Genomic DNA, 17,750 nt, shown 5'->3' on the forward strand with positions numbered 1-17,750 from the left:
GGCTGCGGTGGGGTGACTCCTACGCTACGAACACCGCGGACAGGTTTGCTCCCGGGAACGTGCCACTGACCTCGTGGAACGCTTCCTCGGGGTTCAACCGATCCACCCCGGCCGGGGTGACGGTGTCCGGCCGTCCTCGTTGACGTCCGCGATCAGCTCCGGGAACACCTTGCCCACCTTTCGCACCAGATAATCGCCGTAGGTGCCGGTAAATGCGCGCAGATCCTGGCCGTCCCACCGGCGGGAGTCGCCCGTCGCGGTGCGGCCCGGCAGCGGGGGGACCTCGGCGGTGAAGTCCGGGTCGAAGAAGAACGGAAACGACAGGCGCTCGTTGCCGCTGGTGTTGCGCACGCGGTGGGGCGTGGAGCGGTACCAGCCGCCGGTCATCCGGTCGAGCATGTCGCCGATGTTGCACACGAACGTGCCCGGGATCGGCGGCGCGTCGATCCAGCCGTCCGCGTCCGGGCGCCGCACCTGCAGGCCGCCGTTGTCGTCCTGCAGCAGGAGCGTGAGCAGCCCGTAGTCGGTGTGCTCGCCGACGCCCCAGTCGGAGCTGCCGGGCGGGCTGGGCGGGTAGTGGAAGATGCGGAACAGCACCGTGGGGTCCGCGGTGTACCCGGTCGCGAAGTACTCCGCGTCCAGGCCGAGGCTCTGGGCCACCCCGCGCAGCACGGCCTGGGCGGTGCCCGTGAGCGCGTCGATGTAGCGCAGCACCGTCTCGCGCAGCTCGGGCACCCGGGCCGGGAACAGGTTCGCGCCGTGCAGCGGCAGCCGGGCCCGCACCTGGGGGGCGTCGGGGCCGAGCTCGGTGCCGAAGTACAGGCCCTCCTTGCGGTCCGGCACCCCGGAGGTCAGCTCGGCGCCGACCGGGAAGAACCCGCGCCAGGCCCGGCCGCCGCGGGCCATGGCGATCTCGAGCTTCTCGGCCTCGGGCAGGGCGAAGAAGGTCCGCGCGGCCGCGTCGAGCCGCGCGATGAGGCCCGGGTCCACGCCGTGGCCGGAGACGTAGAAGAAGCCGCTGGCCCGGCAGGCCGCCTCGATCTCGCGGGCGGCGCGCTCGTCCCGGCCGTCGCGGGCCAGGCCGGTGATGTCGATGACCGGAAGTGTGCTCACCCGGTCGAGGCTAGGTGTCAACTCCGGTTGACGATCGGGAGTATCGTCAACTAGTGTTGACGCATGACGGAGGCCAATGACCTCGCGGAGGCGGCGGCAAGCGCCGACCCGCGCATCGGGCTGCGGGCGGCGGTCGCACTGCGGCGCCTCGCCGACGCGCTCGAGGTGCTGCAGGTCGACAACGCGCGCCGGCAGGGCTGGTCGTGGCAGGAGATCGCCGACGCGCTGGACGTGACGCGCCAGGCGGTGCACAAGAAGCACGCCGGCCGGGCCGTGCCGAGGCAGGAGGGGTAGATGTTCGAGCGGTTCACCGACCGGGCCCGCACCGTGGTGCACCTGGCCAAGACCGAGGCCGACGACCTGGGCCACCCGGTGATCGGCACCGAGCACCTGGTGCTGGCGCTGCTCGCCGAGGAGGGCGGGATCGCCCGCCGCGTGCTCGACGGGGCCGGGATCGTCCGCGCCGAGGTGCGCGCGGCGGTCGCGGCCGGGGACGACGCGGCCGCGCTGCGCTCGATCGGCATCGACCTCGCCGCGGTGCGGGCCAGCGTCGAGCGGCGCTTCGGGCCGGGCGCCCTGGAGCGGGCCGAGCCGGCCGAGCGGGGCGGCTTCCTGTTCCGCCGCTCGAAGCTGCCGACCCGGTTCAACAACGGGGCGAAGAAGACCCTGGAGCTGTCGCTGCGGGTGGCGCTGTCGCTGAAGCACAACTACATCGGCACCGAGCACATCCTGCTCGGCGTGCTCAAGGAGGAGCGGGGCAGCGGGGGGCGGCTGCTGCGGGAGCGCGGGTTGTCCTACGACGGCGCCCTCGACCTCGTCCGGGCCGCCCTGCGCGACGCCGCATGACGGTGCTCACCACGCGCGCGCTGAACCGCGCGCTGCTGGCCCGGCAGCTGCTGCTGGAGCGGGCCGCGCTGGCGGTGCCGGACGCGCTGGAGCGGATGGGCGGGCTGCAGGCGCAGTATGCGCCCTCGATGTACATCGGCCTGTGGACCCGGGTCGCGGACCTGGAACGCTCGACCGTGACGCGTTTGCTGGAGGAGCGCGCGGTGGTCCAGGCCACCGTCCTGAGGGGGACGATCCACCTCGTGTCGCGGGCCGACTTCTGGCCCCTCGTGGAGGCCGTGCGCGAGACCCGCTACCCGGTCGACCCGGCGCTGCGCGACGACCTTGCCGAGGCGGCCCGGCTCCTGGCCCGCGGCCCGCTGCGGCGCACCGATCTCGGGCCGGGCGTGCGCAAGTTCATCCACCTGTGGCTCGACCTGGTCCGGGTGCCGCCGTCGGGCACCTGGGCACGGCGCCGGGCCGACGTCTACGGCCTGGCCGAGGACTGGATCGGCCCGTCCGCGATCGGCGAGGCGGAGGCCCGCGAGCACCTGGTGCGCCGCTACCTCGGCGCGTTCGGCCCCGCCCACCGCACCGAGATCGCGACCTGGGCCGGGCTGTCCGCCGACGCGATCACCGCCGTGCTCGGCCGGCTCGAGCTGCGCCGGTTCACCGACGAGCGGGGCCGCGAGCTGGTCGACCTGCCGGATGCGCCGCTGCCCGATCCCGAAACCCCGGCACCGGTACGGTTCCTGCCGACCTGGGACGCCGCGCTGCTCGTGCACGCGCGGCGGACGCTGATCCTGCCGGAGGAGCACCGCTCGAAGATCTTCCACATGCGGATGCCCCAGTCGATCGGGACGTTCCTGGTCGACGGGCAGGTCGCGGGGACCTGGAAGCTGTCCGGCTCCCGGGTCGTGTGGGATCCGTTCGTACCGCTGCCGGCCCGCGTCGCGCGCGAGGTGGAGGCCGAGGCCGAGCTACTGAGCGGCTTCCACGCCTGAGCGGTCCTGCATCTCCCACAGGTGGTCCAGCACGTGCCAGACGAAGCGGCGGGCGGCGTACCGGGCCGTCCACCCGTTCCCGGTGAGCGGCCCGCCGTCGCTGGGGGTGCCCAGGACCTCGATGACGGCGTCGCGCAGCCCCTCCAGCTCGGCCGGCTTGAGCTTGACGCCGATCTTGCGGGCGTACGCGGCCTCGGAGTCGTGCACGTGCCCGACCATCTTGTCCCGGTCGCGGCCGCCGCCCCGCGGGCCCTTGCGCAGCTCCTCGGGGGCCTCGGCGGAGTACGCGTCGAAGGCCTCCCAAGCGGCGCGCAGCAGCTTGGTGTGGCGGGCCGCGACCGCCGCGGTGACCGCCCGGCCGTCGGCCTCGGGCCGGCCGTCGGGCGCGCCGAACTCGGTCGTCGCCGTGCCCGGCACCCGCTCGGCCACGCTGAGCCGCGGGGCCGCGGGGAACCTGAACCCGGCGGCGGTGGCGATGGGGGCGTAGCGGGCGCCGTACGCGCGCAGTGCCTCGATCGCGTCCTGCTCGCTCTTGCCGAAGCGTCCCCAGCCGGGCCATTCGAGGCTCCCGGCGAAGACCTTCTTCCTGCCCGTCTCGAGGTAGATCTCGGCCATGCTGTGACCTTAAGCCGCTTTTCTCGTTGATGTACGGCCCCGTACCTAGGATGGTTCATATGCCTGAGCTTGTGAATCATCTTCGCGAGGCCCTGCTCGCCGGCGATGTCGAGACCACGCGCGACTCCAACCACGGCAACGCGGCCGCCTTCGCCGAGGGCCGCGAGGGCTATCTCTTCGGTCTCCCCCCGCTCAAGGCGTGGACCCTCGCCGAGGTCCTCGCGGTCATGGCCGAGCGGGTGGGCATCGACCCCGACCCCGAGCGCTCGACCGGCACCGATGTCATCGATCCGCACAAGACCGCCCGCGCGCTCGAGCGCATGCGGGACCGGCTGCGCCAGGCCGCGCAGCGGCGGGAGCGCGTGATCGTCGCGACCGGGCACCCGGCCGGGATCATCGAGGTCCACCTGGCCGTCGCGGCGGCGCTGCGGGCGGCCGGATGCGAGCTGCTGCAGCCGGCGCCGGGCGCGCCGTTCGCGTCGCCGGGGCACTACATGGGGCGGGAGCTGCCGCTGGCGGTGCGGTACATCGGCGGGGTCGCCGTCGCCGCGGAGCGCGGGATCGCGCTGTGGCACACCCACTCGCCGGACGGCATGCGGGCCATGCTGGCCGAGCTCGACCGGCTCGGTGAGGCGCCCCCGGACCTCGTCGTCGCCGATCACGGGTTCGCCGGGGCGGCCGCCGCGGCCGGGCTCGAGGTGGTGTCGTTCGCCGACAGCAACGACCCGGCGCTGTTCGTCGGCGAGGCCGAGGGCCGCGTCGCGGTCACCGTGCCCATCGACGACAACGTCCAGCCGTACCACTACTGGCCCGTGAGCGAGTTCCTGCTCGACGGGATCATCGGCGTAAAAGTATGACTCGGGTGCTATGAGGTAAATCGCCCGTGAATCTTGTGTGGGTTCCTTCCCGATGAAAGCATCGGTCGCGGCCGATATTTATCGGCTCCGATATAGGGGAGGCTCACGTGAGACCCACCAAGACCTCATCCAGGCTGCTCGCGGCGATCGCCGCCGGTCTGGCCGCCGGTGCCGTGATCACGCCGTCCGCTGCCCTCGCGGCCGCCGACCAGACGGCGCTCGCCGCGAAGTCGACCGATGCCCTGGTCGCCCAGCTGGGCACCCGGACCGCGGGCTCCTACTACGACGCCGGCCTCGGCAAGATGGTCGTCACGGTCACCGACGCGTCGACCGCGGCGACCGTCGAGGCGAGCGGCGCCGTGGCGCGCAAGGTCACGCACAGCGGGGCCGCGCTGGCGAAGATCACCTCGACGCTCGACGCCAAGGCCTCGATCCCCGGCACCGCCTGGGCCGTCGACCCGGTCGCCAACCAGGTCATCGTGTCGATCGACCCGACCGTCCCGGCCGAGCACGTCAAGACCCTCGAGACCCTCGTGGCGAGCCTCGGCAGCGGCGCGCGCATCGAGCGCCTCGGCGCCGCGCTGAAGCCGACCATCTCGGGCGGCCAGGCCATCTACACCGGCGGCGCCCGCTGCTCGCTCGGCTTCAACGTGGTCAGCGGCAGCACGTACTACTTCCTCACCGCCGGGCACTGCACGAACATCGGCGCGACGTGGACCACCAGCAGCGGGTCGGTGCTCGGCACGCGCTCCGGCACGAGCTTCCCGGGCAACGACTACGGCATCGTGAAGTACGCCGCGGGCGTGACCCACGCGGGCAACGTGTCGCTCGGCGGCAGCTCCTACCAGGAGATCACCACCGCGGCCAACGCGTTCGTGGGCGAGTCGGTGCGCCGCAGCGGCAGCACGACCGGCGTGCGCAGCGGCTCGGTCACGCAGCTCAACGCGACCGTCACGTACTCCGAGGGCCGGGTCTCGGGCCTCATCCGCACCACGGTGTGCGCGGAGCCGGGCGACTCGGGCGGCTCGCTGTTCGACGGGACCAAGGCGATCGGTCTGACGTCGGGGGGCAGTGGCAACTGCACCAGCGGCGGGGTGACGTACTTCCAGCCGGTCACCGAGCCGCTCAGCGTGTACGGCGTGAGCATCTACTGACGTGGTCTTCTTGCGGGGCCGGGCGCGATTCGCCCGGCCCCGCTTTCTGCTCGCCGGTTGATATGTCGGGCGCTTCGCGCCACGACATATCCGCATTTTTCGCCCGACGGGCCATTCGTCGCTCTTGACCGGATCTCGCGGCGCGTTCTTTGTCGTACCCGGATGGCACAGTTAGGGCATGCGCGTGGGGGTGCTCGGGCCGCTGTCGGTCGAGATCGACGGCCGGCCGGTCGAGGTCGGCGGGGCCCGGCTGCGCACCCTGCTCGCCCGCCTGGCCCTGGAGCCGGGCCGGTTCGTGAGCGTCGAGCGGCTGGTCGAGGCCCTGTGGCCGGACGGCCCGGTGCCGGCCGACCCCGCCAACGCCGTGCAGTCGCTGGTCTCCCGGCTGCGCAAGGCCCTGGGCAACCCGGCGGAGCTGGAGTCGGGCCCGCGCGGATATCGGCTCGGCGTCGACCCCACCGCCGTCGACGCCGTGCGCTTCGAGCGGCTCGTCGCCGAGGGCCGCCGGGCGCTGCGGGCCGACGAGCGGGCGGCCGCCACCCGGCTGCTGCGCGAGGCCCTCGCCCTGTGGCGCGGCCCGGCCCTGGCCGACCTCGGCCCCGGCGAGACCGACGCGGTCACGGCCCGCTGGGCGGAGCTGCGGCTGACCGCGACCGAGGACCTCGTCGAGGCCTCCGGCTTCGCATCCCCCGACCCGGCGTCTCCCTACTCCGCGGATTCCGAATCCGCGGGTTCCGACCCCGTGGATTCGGATTTCGGGGCGCCTGGTCACCCGGCGTCCGGCGACCCCGGCCCGGACGTGAGCGGCCGCGCCGCCGTCATCGCCTGGCTGCAGGAGCTCGTCGTCGCCCACCCGCTGCGCGAGCGGCTCGTCGCCCTGCTGGTGCGGGCACTGCACGCCGACGGCCGCCCGGCCGAGGCCCTGGCCGCGTTCGAGGACTGCCGCGCCCGCCTCGCCGACCAGCTCGGCGCCGACCCGTCGCCCGAGCTGCGCGACGCCCACGTCGCCGTCCTGCGCGACGGCGCCCGCCCGGCCCGCGGCGGCAACCTGCGCGCGGCCCTGACCAGCTTCGTCGGCCGCACCGGCGAGGTGGAACGGCTCGCCGCCCAGGTCGCCGACAGCCGCCTCGTCACGCTGGTCGGCCCCGGCGGCGCGGGCAAGACGCGTCTCGCCACCACGGTCGCCGGCGAGCTGGCCCGGCAGCTGCCCGACGGCGCCTGGCTGGTCGAGCTGGCCCCGGTCGCCGAGGCCGCCGAGGTGCCGGTGGTGATCCTGCGCACCCTGGCCGCCGGAGGGCTGGTCCAGCCGGAGGCGGCCCGCCGCCCCCGCCGCGGCGACATCGTCGACCAGCTCGCCGAGTCGCTGGCCCTGCCCGGGGTCCTGCTCGTCCTCGACAACTGCGAGCACGTCATCGACGCCGCCGCGGCCCTGAGCGAGGAGCTGCTGGGTCGCTGCCCGAAGCTGCGCATCCTGGCCACCAGCCGTGAGCCACTGGGCATCCTCGGCGAGACCCTCTTCCCGGTCGGCCCGCTGCCCCTGCCGGCCGCGGCCACCCCGGAGTCGGCGGCGGCGTCCCCGGCCGTGCAACTCCTGCGCGACCGGGCGGCGGCGGTGCGCCCCGGCTTCGAGGTGACGCCGGGCAACGCGGCCGCCGTCGTCGAGATCTGCCGCCGGCTGGACGGGCTGCCCCTGGCCATCGAGCTGGCCGCGGCCCGGCTGCGCTCCTTCACCCCGCTGCAGGTCGCGGCCCGCCTGGACGACCGCTTCCGCCTGCTCACCGGCGGCAGCCGCACCGCCCTGCCCCGCCACCGCACCCTGCACGCCGTGGTCGCCTGGAGCTGGGACCTGCTGGGCGAGGAGGAGCGCACCTTCGCCGAGGCGGTGGCGGTGTTCCCGGCGACCTTCGACGCCGACGCGGCCGCGGCCGTCAGCGCCGCCCTGGATCCCGGTGCCGGTGCCGGGCCCGAGGACCTGTTGCACGCGCTCGTCGACCGGTCGCTGCTGCAGATCGCGCCCGGCACCGGCCCCCTGCGGTATCGCATGCTCGAGACGATCCGCGAGTTCGCGCTCGAGGAGCTCGGGCGGCGGGGCACCGCCGAGGCGGTGCGGTCCGAGCACGCCCGCTACTTCCTGGAGCTGATGGAGCGGGCCGAGCCGCACCTGCGCACCGGCGCGCAGCTCGAGTGGCTCGATCGGCTGCGGCCGGAGCAGGACAATGTGCACGCCGCCGTCGGATACCTGTGCGAGTCGCGCGACACGGCCCGCGCGTTCCGGCTCGGGGCGGCCAGCGGGTGGTTCTGGACGTTCGAGGACAACCACGCGGAGTCGGCGCTGTGGCTGCGGCGGATCCTCGCGGCGGGGGAGCGCGACCCCGGCGCGGTGCCGGCCGACCTGCGGCTCGTGGTGCGCTCGATGCACCTGGTCAACAGCGGCTTCGCGGGGGACTTCCAGTTCGACCGGGCGGAGCTGGACGACCTGATCGCCGAGTCCTTGGCGGTGCCGCCCGGCGGGCACCCGTTCGTCGAGCTCGTCGCGCCGGTGGTGTCGCTGTTCCGCGACGACAGCGAGCACGGCACCGCGCTCGTGCGCTCCCGCCTCGCCCGCCCGGTCGACCCGTGGGCGCGCGGCATGCTGCACTCGGTGCTCGGCCACCTGCGCGAGAACGACGGCGACATCGACGGCATGCTGCACGAGCTCACCGCCTCCGCGGCCGCGTTCCGCGAGATCGGCGAGCGCTGGGGCCTGGCGATGACGCTGGCCTCGCTGGCCGACGCGCGCACCCGCCGCGGCGACTTCGCCGCCGCCGCCGCGCACTTCGAGGAGTCGATCGAGCTGCACCGCCGCCTCGGCATCCGCTCCAGCGAGGCCTACCTGCTCGTCAGCCGCGCGGCCCTGCACCGGCACACCGAGGGGCTGGAGGTGGCCCGGGCCCGGCTGTGCGACTTCGTCGAGGACGCCGGCCAGCCGGCCCGCGACGTGTCCCACGCGATGCTGGAGCTGGGGCACCTGGCCCGCGCCGAGGGCGACCTGGCCGAGGCGGAGCGGCTCTACCAGGAGGCCTGGCGGCTGCAGGTGGGATTGCCGCTGGTGGCACCGCAGTACAAGGCCATCGTCATCACCGCCCGGGCCGAGATCGACCTCGCCCGCGGGGAACCCGGCCTGGCCCGTGCCCGCCTCGCCGAGGCGATGCGGCTCGCGCTCGGTGCCCACGACATGCCCGTGATCGGCAAGGTCGCGATCGGCGTGGCCGGCCTGGCGCAGGCCTGCGGCGACCCCGCACGCGCCGCGGCGACGCTGGGCGCCGCGCAGCGGCTGGCCGGCACCCGCGACGCGTCCAACGCGGACTGGACCGCCCGCCTGGCGGCACTGCGTGCGGCGCTGGGCGACGACGCGTTCGAGGCGGCCGTGGCCGGCGGCCTGAGCATGCCCCGGGCCGAGGCCCTGGCGCTGGTCGATCCCGGGTCGCTGCCGGCCTGACACGGCCTCGGCCCGCGGCATACCCCCGCCGCGGGCCGAAGCAGCCGACTACGGCACCCGGCTACGCCTTGCGGCGGTAGGCGCGCACCGCCAGCGGCGCGAACACCGCCAGAATCGCCACGGACCAGATCAGCGTCTTGACGACCGGTCCGGCCACGGCGCCCTGCCCGACCATCAGCCCGCGGGCCGCCTGCATGGCGTCCGCGACCGGATTGACCTTCACCCACGCCTGCAGCCAGCCCGGCAGCGTGTCGGTCGGCACGAGCACGTTCGTCCCGAAGGTCAGCGGGAACATGATCACGAAGCCGAGGCCCTGCACCGCGCCGGGCTCGCGCACGATCATGCCCAGCAGGACGAACATCCAGCTGAAGCAGAACGCCATGAACATGACGAGCAGGCAGGCGGCGAGCGCCTCGGGGAACGAGGTGGTGATCCGGAAACCGAGCAGGTAGCCGACCCCGATCATCACCCCGATCGACACCACGAAGCGGATCATGTCGCCGATGACGCCGCCGATGAGCGGGGCCGAGCGGCCGATGGGCAGGCTCCGGAAGCGGTCGAAGACGCCCGTCTTGATGTCGGTGTTGAGGCTCACGCCCGTGGGCGCCGACGCGAAGAGCACGTTCTGCACCATGAGCGCCGGCAGCAGGAACTGCATGTACTCGTGGCGGTCGCCGGCGATGGCGCCGCCGAGGAGGTACACGAACAGGACGATGAAGATGATCGGCTGCAGGGTGACGTCCAGCAGCTGCTCCGGCTGGCGCATCGTCTTGATCAGGCTGCGGCGGGCCATCACCAGGCTGTGCCGCACGAGGCCGAACGGGCGCGCCGGGACGGCCGCGATGAACGGGGTGTCCTCGCCGGACTTCGCCTGCGTGGTCGTGGTCGTCACGCCGCCACCTCCTGCCGCTCGCGGGTGAGTGTGAAGAAGACCTCGTCGAGGCTGGGCAGGTGCAGCGACAGCTCGATGACGCCGATGCCGGCCTCGTCCAGCCGCCGTACCACCGCCGTCATGGCACTGTCGTCGGCGACCGGCACCGAGAGCACCCCGCGCCCGTGCGACTCCGGCTGGTTGCCCGACACGGTGGCGAGGATCGTCGACACCGTGTCCAGGTGCGCCGGGTCGGCCGGGCGGACGCTGATGGTCTGGCCGCCCACGATGTGCTTGAGCTGCGCGGGCGTGCCGTGGGCGATGACCTTGCCGTGGTTGATCACGGAGATCTCGTCGGCGAGCGCGTCGGCCTCCTCGAGGTACTGCGTCGTCAGCAGTACCGTCGTGCCCTCCCGCACCTGGGCGCGCACCATGTTCCAGACGTCCTCGCGCTTGGCCGGGTCCAGGCCGGTCGTGGGCTCGTCGAGGTACACGATCGCCGGCCGTCCGACCAGGCTCGCGGCGAGGTCGAGGCGCCGCCGCATGCCGCCCGAGTACGTCTTGGCCGGCCGGTCCGCCGCCTCGCTGAGGTCGAACTCGGCCAGCAGACTCTTCGCCCGCGCCTTGGCCTCCTTGGCCCGCAGGTCGAGCAGCTGCCCGATCATGACAAGGTTCTCGGTGCCGGTCAGGTCCTCGTCGACCGAGGCGAACTGGCCGGTCAGGCCGCTGATGCGGCGCACCTGGGCCGGGTTGCGCTGCACGTCGTACCCGCCGACGACCGCCCGGCCCGCGTCCGGGCGCAGCAGCGTGGCCAGGATGCGCACCGCGGTGGTCTTCCCGGCGCCGTTGGGCCCGAGGACTCCCAGCACCGTCCCGGACTCCGCGGCCAGGTCCACCCCGGCCAGCGCGGTGGTCTTGCCGAAGCGCTTGACCAGGCCGGTTGCCTGGAAAGCGAGACTCATGACTCGTTCCCCCTGTGGAATGTCTCGTCTGACCCGTGCAGCGTGCACCGGGACGCTGTCAAACCGCGCACATTCGCCTGACATTCGCTGACAGCGCCGAATATCACGCGATTCCCGTATGTTGGACATCGGTTGACGCTCGCCTGGCGCCGTCGGCACCATCGGCAGTATGGCGCTGTTGACCCGACGACTGGTCATTGACCTCGTTCGGCACGCCGGCGCCCGCTGTTCCCGCTAGAGCCCCGCTCGCGGAAGGCCCCACCCGTTCCGGTCATTGCCGCCCGCGGCTGCGGCCACGAGGGCTCGACGTCTGCTTTAATTCCTATCTAGTACGTCCGATTACTGGAGAACCGCATGCCTGTCGTCACCACGGTCGCCCGCGCGACCGATCTCCTGTCGATCGCCCAGGGCCACGCCGCCGACCCGGACGAGTGGGCCTTCGCGCCCCGCTTCGATCCCGTGCAGCGCTGGTACGGCCGCCTCGCCGTCGCCGGCGACCACGAGGTCTGGCTGCTGACCTGGCTGCCGGGCCAGGGCACCGACCTGCACGACCACGGCGGCTCGGCCGGCGCGTTCACCGTCGTCTCCGGCGAGGTCGTCGAGCAGACGGTGCAGGGCGGCCGGCTCGTGAGCTCCGCGTACGGGCCGGGGGAGGGGCACCGCTTCGGCGCGCACTTCGTGCACCGCATCGTGAACGCGGGCGACAAGCCGGCCGTGACCGTGCACGCGTACGGCCCGGCGCTCGCCGCCATGACCCGCTACCGCCTGCACGACGGCCGCCTGTCCGTCGAGTCCGTGACGAGCGCCGGGGCCGACTGGTGAGCGCGGCCGTCGCCGCCGGTCGCGGGATCGACGTGATCCTCGCCGAGGCCCGCTCCCGCCTCGACCGACTCGACGCCGATCAGGCTCGGCTGGCGTTCGCCGAGGGTGCCGTACTGGTGGACATCCGCCCGGCCGCGCAGCGCGCCCGCGAGGGCGAGATCCCGGGGGCGCTGATCATCGAGCGCAACGTGCTCGAATGGCGGTTCGACCCGCGCAGCGACGCGCGGCTGGACATTGCCGACCGCTACGACCTGCCGGTGGTCGTGTTCTGCTCCGAGGGCTACACGTCGTCGCTGGCCGCGGCGGCCCTGCAGGACCTGGGGCTGCACCGGGCGACCGACCTGGACGGCGGCTTCCAGGCCTGGAAGGCGGCGGGGCACCCGGTGACCGGCACTACGCTGGTGGGGTGAAGCTCAAGCTCGATCTCCACGACATCTTCAACCGCGGCACCGACATCGACAAGGCGCTGCGCGGGATCATCGACGAGGCGGTGGCCAAGCGGGCCACCCTCGTCGAGATCATTCCGGGGAAGGGGTCCGGGCAGCTCAAGAAGCGGGTGCTGCGGTTCCTGGACCAGCGGGAGATCAAGGCGCTGTATCACCGGGTGGAGAAGGACTCGGACAACTTCGGGCGGCTGTTCGTGCACTTCCGGTGGAACGAGTCTCAGGGCCGTCGACGCTGACGGCGCTCTGCTGACGGGCGTTTTTGCTGACGGGCGTTTGCCGGTTCAGAACGCGTCGGCGTCGTCGGCCAGGTGGCAGACGGCGACCAGACGCAGGACCGTCCAGTCGGCGTCGGCCCAGTTGACGGTCTCCGGGGTGGGCAGCGGACGGCCGTGGCGCTGGTGCACGGCGATGACCGAGCGCGCGTACGCGGCCAGCGACAGCGGCCCGATCCGCTTCCCGGCGGCGGTCAGGCTCTCCCGGACGGCCGCGGCGTGCTGGTCGACCTTGGCGAGCAGGAACGGCTGGGCGAGGGCCTCCACGAGCCCGTCGACGCCGACCATGGCCATGACCTGGTCGAGGTAGAAGCGGGCGTCGAGCTCGGCGGTGGCCAGGTAGCCGGCGTCGAACTCGACGGCGGCGGCAGGGGTGAGTTCGTTGTTCATGGACGATGACGCTAGGCAGTCCGCGGGCCGATTTGGCCGTCAACAACCGAGCGGCACCCGTTCATGAACCGGAGCACTCCGTTCGGGCGACATCACGCTATGCACTCGACCTGAACGGCCCCGGCGAAACTGTCGGACCCTGCGTGCAGAATGTGGGCACCCCTGCACCGCTCCTGGAGGACGAGACCCGTGCCCGACGAAACCCCACCCCCTTCCGCACCGCCTTCGGCCTTCGGGGAGGTGCCGCGGCGGCCCGTGGTCGCGGCCGTGGTGCTGGTGGTGCTCGCGCTGGTCGCGGCCCTGGGGATCGCCGACGTCCAGCCGCCCTCCGCCCGGCCGGCCTCGATCGCGGCGGACGAGTTCTCCGCGGCGCGGGCGTTCGAGCACGTGCGGCGCATGGGGCAGGAGGTGCACGTCACCGGGAGCCCGGCCGCGGACCGGGTGCGGCAGTACATCATCGACACGCTGACCGGCTACGGGCTCAAGCCCGAGGTGCAGGACACGGTCGGGGTCAACGCGGGCAAGTTCGGCGACGGCGGCATGGCCCACGTGCGCAACGTCGTCGCGGTGCTGCCCGGGACCGGCTCCGCCGGGCAGGTCGTGCTCATGGCCCACTACGACTCGGTGCAGGTCAGCTTCGGCGCCAACGACGACGGCGCGGGCACCAGCACGCTGCTCGAGGTGGCGCGGGCGCTCACCCAGGGCGGCGGGGCGAAGCCGCGCAACGACATCGTGTTCGTGTTCACCGACGCCGAGGAGGCGTGCCTCTGCGGCGCCGAGGCGTTCGTGAGCCGGCACCCGCTCGGCCAGCGGCAGTCGGTCGTGCTCAACTTCGAGGCGCGCGGCAGCAGCGGCCCGGCGGTGATGTTCCAGACCTCCGAGGGCAACGCCGACCTGATCGGCGTCTACGCGCGCACGCCCCATCCGGTCGGCACGAGCCTGGCCGTCGAGGTCTACCGGCTGCTGTCCAACGACACCGACTTCACCCCGTTCCTGGCGCAGACCCGGTTCACGGGGCTCAACACGGCGTACATCGACGGCTCCTCGGTCTACCACAGCCCGTTCGACCGGCCCTCCACCATGAACCGCGCCAGCCTGCAGCACCACGGCGACAACGCCCTGGCGCTGGCCCGCGAGTTCGGCCGGGCCGACCTGCCGCCACTCATGCGGCCCGCGAGCGGCGACGCCGTGTATTTCCCGTTCGCCGGCCTCCTGGTCCGCTACCCGGCCGCCCTGACGTGGCCGCTGGCGATCCTGGCCCTGCTCGCGGTCGCCGCGCTGACGCTGCTGGCCCGCCGCCGCGGCCTGACGTCTGTGCCGAGGACCCTGGCGGGGCTCGGGCTCGCCCTGGTGCCGCTGATCGCCGTCGCGGTCGCCGCCCAGCTGCTGTGGACGGTGCTCGTCGCGATCCGGCCCGGCTACGGCGAGCTGCTGGACCCGGCCCGGCCGACCTGGTTCCGCTTCGGCGTCGTCGCGCTGGCGGCGGCCGTGCTCCTGGGGTGGTATGCGCTCAGCCGCCGCCGCATCGGGCCGGTCCCGCTGGCCACGGGCGCGCTCGGGCTGCTGGCGGTGCTGGGCGCCCTGTTCGCCGCGGCCATTCCCGGCGGCTCCTACCTGGTGGCCGTTCCGGCGCTGGTGGGGTCGGTGGCGGGCATTGCGGCGCTGTACGCCCGCCATCCGCTGGTGAAGGTGGGCCTGCTGACGCTGGGGGCGGCGGTGGCGACTCTGGTGCTGGCGCCCACGGTGGCCCTGTTCTTCCCGGCGCTCGGCCTGGCCACGGGCGCGGCCCCGGCCCTGTTCGCGATGCTGCTCGGCCTGGCCGCGCTGCCCGCCGTCGAGCCGCTGTTCCGCGCGACGACCGCGCCCCGGCACCGCCGCCTCGGCTCGGCCCCGGCGGTGGCGGCCCTGGTCGTCGCGCTCGTGTGCACCACGACGGGCATGGTCGCCGACAACTGGGACGAGGGTCATCCGGAGCCGACGCACCTCATGTACGCCCTGGACCGCGACACCGGCACCGCCGAGTGGGTGAGCCTGGAGCAGTCCCCGGGCGCGTGGACCAGCGCCTACGTGCACGGCCACCAGCAGCTCAACCGCCAGTTCCCGGTCCTGCCCGCGGGCGATCTGTCGGTCGGCCCGGCCGAGGCCGCGAACCTGCCGGCCCCCGAGGCGACGATCCTGTCCGACGAGACCGCGGGCGACCGGCGGACCCTGCACCTGCGCATCGCCTCCAAGCGCGACGTGCGCTTCCTGTCCTTCTACGGCGAGGTCGGCGACCACCGCGTGGTCTCGGCGACGGTCGAGGGCCGGGCCGCCACGACGTACATCGAGGACCAGGACCGCTTCGGCGTCGTCTTCCACGGCCCTCCGCCGGCCGGCCTGGACGTGACGCTGGTGCTGAGCGGCACCGGCGCGTACAAGCTGCGCCTGGTCGACGGCAGCGACGGCCTGACGAGCCTGCCGGGCTTCACACCCCGCCCGCCGACGGTGGGCGTCTTCGGCAGCCACTCGAGCGAGCTCCTGGCGGTGGCGGCCACCCAGACACTGTGACCGCCCCGCCGCCCGCCCGCGCGGGGAAGCCGTGCCGCCGGCGACCGCGGGCGTCACGGGCGGGCTCGGCCCTGGGGTGAGGTGTGTGCCGTCGGCGGCCGCCGGTGTCGCGAACGGCGCCCGGCGAGCGGCTGCATGCCGAACTCGCGGCGTGGGCATGGACGGCGATCGGGCTGTGCGCGGCCACCGTCACCGCTGTGATCCCTAGCAGCAGGGTCCAGGATGGGTCGCGGGCGCCGATCCCGACGCACGCGAGGACGACGAGCCCGGCGGCCGGCATCGCGAAGAGCCACGGCTCGGGGCAACCCCAGGAGATGGGCGATCAGCGGGCCCAGAACGGCGAGGATGACCGGCGCCAGCGCCAGGATCACCAGCACCCGCTCCAGGCCGGGCAGCACCGGTAGATCGTCACCACTGCGCGAAGGCGAGGGCGAGCCGGGCCGGCCCCACGATCGCGGCCAGCGTGATGACGACGGCGGCGAAGCCGGTGACGAGCCCCCGCCAGAGCGCTCCGGCCATGCTCATGTCAGCTGATGATCTCGAAGGCCCAGGGCCACTGACCGTAGCTCGACGTGTTGATGCCGTGCTGGAGCGTGCCCGAGTACTCGTCCTGGCCCTGGACGATCTTGATGACCACGCGGCCGCCGTCCTGCAGGGAGATACGGCCGCCGTGGACGGCGGCGGTGCAGACCGAGGAGTCCGTGGTGTAGGGGCCGGAGCCCCACACCGTGCCGATGAAGCCGTCCTTCGGGCAGTTGTAGGCGACCGTCTTGCCCGCCTGCTCGTCATAGTCCGAGGCCTTCGCCGCCCAGTCGACGTTGTCGAGGGTGATGTCCGCCTGGACCTCGGAGCTGTTGTCCGAGCCCGAACTCGGGCCCGAGCCCGAGCCGGACGTGGAACCGTCGCCGCCGTCGCTCATGAGCTTGCTGATGCCGTAGGCGCCGCCGCCGAGGATCAGCAGCACGACCACCACCGCGGCGATCAGGACGCCGGTGCGCCTCTTCTTGGGGGGCTGCACGGGGGCGGGCGGGGGCGCGGGGGTGCGGGCGGGCACCGGGGGCACGGAAACCGGGGGCACGGAAACCGGGGGCACGGAAACCGGGGGCGCCGAGATCGGCGACGCGGAAAACGGCGACGCGGAGATCGGCGACACAGGAGAGACCGGGGCCGCCGCCGAGTAGGCGGCCGGGGAGATCGGTGCCACCGGGACCGCCGCGCGGGCGGTGGCCGGCGGTGCGGCCGTGGCCGGCGGTGCGGCCGTGGGTGGCGTGAACGCGGGGGTCGTGAAGCTCGCCGAGGCGCCGACCGCGCCCTGGGCCACCACGAGCTCCGGCTGCTCCACGACCGTCGGCGCGATCCCGACCGCCTGGTGCAGCAGCGTCGCGACCAGCGGAATCCGGCTCCCGCCGCCGACCAGGAAGACGCCCTGCACCTCGGCCGGGGTCAGGCCCGCGGCGGCGATGGCCGCGCGGGTCGCGGTCACCGTCGCGGTGAGGATGGGGCGGGCCAGCTGCTCGAACTGGTCGCGGCCGAGCGGGACGTCGGACTCGAGGGACGGCACGTGGATCATGGTCGAGGAGGTGCGGGAGAGCATCTCCTTCGCCGAGCGGACGTCGTCCCAGAGCATGCGGTGCGAGCGGCGCTCGGCGCTCGTCGCGGGGTGGGTCACCCGCTGCCAGGCCTGCGGGTCGCGGCCGGCGTGCACCGCGCCGAGGAAGCCCACGATGGCCGCGTCGATGTCGAGGCCGCCGGACGTGGCCAGGCCCTCGGCGGACAGCACGTCGAACGTGCCGCCGCCGTGGCGGACCACGGACGCGTCGAAGGTGCCGGCGCCGAGGTCGTAGACGACGAAGGCCCCGCCCGGCTTCGCGCCACCCATGGAGAAGAACACCTGCGCGGCGGCGACCGGCTCGGGCACCAGGGTGACGGCCCCGAGCCCGGCGCGCTGCGCGGCGGCGAGCAGCACGCCGCGGCGGGTCTGCGCCCAGGCCGCCGGGCACGTGATGGTCGCGGGGCCGAGCGGGCCGCCGGAGACCCGCCGCGCCTCGCCGGCCACGCGGGCCAGGACGGCGGCGATGAGGTCCACGGTCGCGACCTCGTGCTCGCCCAGCAGGACGGCCGGTTCGTCGATGCGTCGCTTGGGATTCGGCTCGTACCGCTCCGGGCTGATCCGCGCCGCGTGCACCGCGTCGCGCCCGGTGAGCAGGCCCTGCTGCGCGTCGGCATAGACCGACGAGGGCAGCGTCGGCGACCCGTCGAACAGCAGTGGCCGGACGTGCCCGTCGGGCCAGGCCAGCATCGCCACGGTGTTCGAGGTGCCGAAGTCGACCCCGAGCCGGTGCCCTCGCGCATCCACGCAGCCAATATACGGGCTGGTGAGCGGGGTGTTATCGG

Annotated in this window: 16 protein-coding genes; 10 read left to right on the plus strand and 6 right to left on the minus strand. The window is 73.7% G+C overall.

The window, feature by feature from the left end:
* Positions 1 to 93 precede the first annotated feature (93 nt).
* Positions 94 to 1,113, minus strand: coding sequence for an isopenicillin N synthase family dioxygenase (locus tag AC6JBM_RS51455; protein ID WP_497980816.1), 1,020 nt, complete (start codon positions 1,111 to 1,113; stop codon positions 94 to 96).
* A gap of 63 nt (positions 1,114 to 1,176) precedes the next feature.
* Between AC6JBM_RS51455 and AC6JBM_RS51460 the strand changes: the two genes are divergently transcribed.
* The 3 genes from AC6JBM_RS51460 to AC6JBM_RS51470 are packed head-to-tail and all read left to right on the plus strand — an operon-like array spanning position 1,177 to position 2,942.
* The gene (locus tag AC6JBM_RS51460) at positions 1,177 to 1,407 is read left to right on the plus strand and encodes a helix-turn-helix domain-containing protein (protein WP_350618683.1); all 231 of its coding nucleotides are present in this window, start codon (positions 1,177 to 1,179) and stop codon (positions 1,405 to 1,407) included.
* The gene (locus AC6JBM_RS51465; protein ID WP_497980817.1) at positions 1,408 to 1,959 is read left to right on the plus strand and encodes a Clp protease N-terminal domain-containing protein; all 552 of its coding nucleotides are present in this window, start codon (positions 1,408 to 1,410) and stop codon (positions 1,957 to 1,959) included.
* Positions 1,956 to 2,942: a winged helix DNA-binding domain-containing protein gene (locus AC6JBM_RS51470; protein ID WP_497980818.1), complete on the plus strand. Its 987-nt coding sequence runs from the start codon at positions 1,956 to 1,958 to the stop codon at positions 2,940 to 2,942. Before AC6JBM_RS51465 ends, AC6JBM_RS51470 begins: the two co-directional genes overlap by 4 nt.
* On the opposite strand, the gene AC6JBM_RS51475 is transcribed toward AC6JBM_RS51470, so the two are convergent.
* Positions 2,919 to 3,557, minus strand: coding sequence for a hypothetical protein (locus AC6JBM_RS51475; protein WP_497980819.1), 639 nt, complete (start codon positions 3,555 to 3,557; stop codon positions 2,919 to 2,921). The two genes, AC6JBM_RS51470 and AC6JBM_RS51475, sit on opposite strands and share 24 nt — an antisense overlap.
* 59 nt (positions 3,558 to 3,616) lie before the next feature.
* Between AC6JBM_RS51475 and AC6JBM_RS51480 the strand changes: the two genes are divergently transcribed.
* From AC6JBM_RS51480 to AC6JBM_RS51490, 3 genes are all read left to right on the plus strand, one after another.
* Positions 3,617 to 4,414 carry a phosphatase gene (locus AC6JBM_RS51480; RefSeq protein ID WP_497980820.1) on the plus strand — a complete coding sequence of 266 codons (798 nt, stop codon included), beginning with the start codon at positions 3,617 to 3,619 and terminating at the stop codon, positions 4,412 to 4,414.
* Positions 4,415 to 4,521: 107 nt separating this feature from the next.
* Entirely contained in the window at positions 4,522 to 5,568 is a 1,047-nt protein-coding gene (locus AC6JBM_RS51485; RefSeq protein WP_497980821.1) for a S1 family peptidase, read from the plus strand.
* A 178-nt stretch (positions 5,569 to 5,746) separates the two neighbouring features.
* Complete coding sequence (locus tag AC6JBM_RS51490; RefSeq protein WP_497980822.1) at positions 5,747 to 9,046, plus strand: AfsR/SARP family transcriptional regulator; 3,300 nt, start codon at positions 5,747 to 5,749, stop codon at positions 9,044 to 9,046.
* A 61-nt stretch (positions 9,047 to 9,107) separates the two neighbouring features.
* Here AC6JBM_RS51490 and AC6JBM_RS51495 read toward each other — a convergent pair whose 3' ends face one another.
* Together AC6JBM_RS51495 and AC6JBM_RS51500 are read right to left on the minus strand one after the other, a co-directional pair.
* A complete protein-coding gene (locus AC6JBM_RS51495) occupies positions 9,108 to 9,938 on the minus strand; it encodes an ABC transporter permease (RefSeq protein WP_350618697.1) in 831 nt (276 codons plus the stop codon).
* A complete protein-coding gene (locus AC6JBM_RS51500) occupies positions 9,935 to 10,879 on the minus strand; it encodes an ATP-binding cassette domain-containing protein (protein WP_350618699.1) in 945 nt (314 codons plus the stop codon). The genes AC6JBM_RS51495 and AC6JBM_RS51500 overlap by 4 nt, the downstream gene beginning before the upstream one ends.
* A gap of 354 nt (positions 10,880 to 11,233) precedes the next feature.
* On the opposite strand from AC6JBM_RS51500, the gene AC6JBM_RS51505 reads away from it, so the two are divergent.
* Genes AC6JBM_RS51505 through AC6JBM_RS51515 form a run of 3 tightly spaced genes read left to right on the plus strand, consistent with a single transcriptional unit; the run spans position 11,234 to position 12,383 of the window.
* Positions 11,234 to 11,701, plus strand: coding sequence for a cysteine dioxygenase (locus AC6JBM_RS51505; RefSeq protein ID WP_497980823.1), 468 nt, complete (start codon positions 11,234 to 11,236; stop codon positions 11,699 to 11,701).
* Entirely contained in the window at positions 11,695 to 12,111 is a 417-nt protein-coding gene (locus tag AC6JBM_RS51510) for a rhodanese-like domain-containing protein (RefSeq protein ID WP_497986723.1), read from the plus strand. Before AC6JBM_RS51505 ends, AC6JBM_RS51510 begins: the two co-directional genes overlap by 7 nt.
* A complete protein-coding gene (locus AC6JBM_RS51515; RefSeq protein ID WP_350618703.1) occupies positions 12,108 to 12,383 on the plus strand; it encodes a Smr/MutS family protein in 276 nt (91 codons plus the stop codon). Before AC6JBM_RS51510 ends, AC6JBM_RS51515 begins: the two co-directional genes overlap by 4 nt.
* A 45-nt stretch (positions 12,384 to 12,428) precedes the next feature.
* Here the strand turns inward: AC6JBM_RS51515 and AC6JBM_RS51520 are convergent, their stop codons facing one another.
* Complete coding sequence (locus AC6JBM_RS51520; RefSeq protein ID WP_497980824.1) at positions 12,429 to 12,809, minus strand: DUF6401 family natural product biosynthesis protein; 381 nt, start codon at positions 12,807 to 12,809, stop codon at positions 12,429 to 12,431.
* Between the two features lie 189 nt (positions 12,810 to 12,998).
* Between AC6JBM_RS51520 and AC6JBM_RS51525 the strand changes: the two genes are divergently transcribed.
* A complete protein-coding gene (locus AC6JBM_RS51525; protein WP_497980825.1) occupies positions 12,999 to 15,356 on the plus strand; it encodes a M28 family peptidase in 2,358 nt (785 codons plus the stop codon).
* 526 nt (positions 15,357 to 15,882) lie between these two features.
* Here the strand turns inward: AC6JBM_RS51525 and AC6JBM_RS51530 are convergent.
* Complete coding sequence (locus AC6JBM_RS51530) at positions 15,883 to 17,712, minus strand: Hsp70 family protein (protein WP_497980826.1); 1,830 nt, start codon at positions 17,710 to 17,712, stop codon at positions 15,883 to 15,885.
* Between the last annotated feature and the right edge of the window lie 38 nt (positions 17,713 to 17,750).

The sequence above is a fragment of the Dactylosporangium thailandense genome, assembly GCF_059739745.1.

Coding starts and splice junctions, on each gene's coding strand:
- AC6JBM_RS51475 (WP_497980819.1), bottom strand. CDS start 3,557: ATGGCCGAGATCTACCTCGAGACGGGCAGGAAGAAGGTCTTCGCCGGG.
- AC6JBM_RS51480 (WP_497980820.1), top strand. CDS start 3,617: ATGCCTGAGCTTGTGAATCATCTTCGCGAGGCCCTGCTCGCCGGCGAT.
- AC6JBM_RS51520 (WP_497980824.1), bottom strand. CDS start 12,809: ATGAACAACGAACTCACCCCTGCCGCCGCCGTCGAGTTCGACGCCGGC.
- AC6JBM_RS51470 (WP_497980818.1), top strand. CDS start 1,956: ATGACGGTGCTCACCACGCGCGCGCTGAACCGCGCGCTGCTGGCCCGG.
- AC6JBM_RS51500 (WP_350618699.1), bottom strand. CDS start 10,879: ATGAGTCTCGCTTTCCAGGCAACCGGCCTGGTCAAGCGCTTCGGCAAG.
- AC6JBM_RS51465 (WP_497980817.1), top strand. CDS start 1,408: ATGTTCGAGCGGTTCACCGACCGGGCCCGCACCGTGGTGCACCTGGCC.
- AC6JBM_RS51460 (WP_350618683.1), top strand. CDS start 1,177: ATGACGGAGGCCAATGACCTCGCGGAGGCGGCGGCAAGCGCCGACCCG.
- AC6JBM_RS51505 (WP_497980823.1), top strand. CDS start 11,234: ATGCCTGTCGTCACCACGGTCGCCCGCGCGACCGATCTCCTGTCGATC.
- AC6JBM_RS51490 (WP_497980822.1), top strand. CDS start 5,747: ATGCGCGTGGGGGTGCTCGGGCCGCTGTCGGTCGAGATCGACGGCCGG.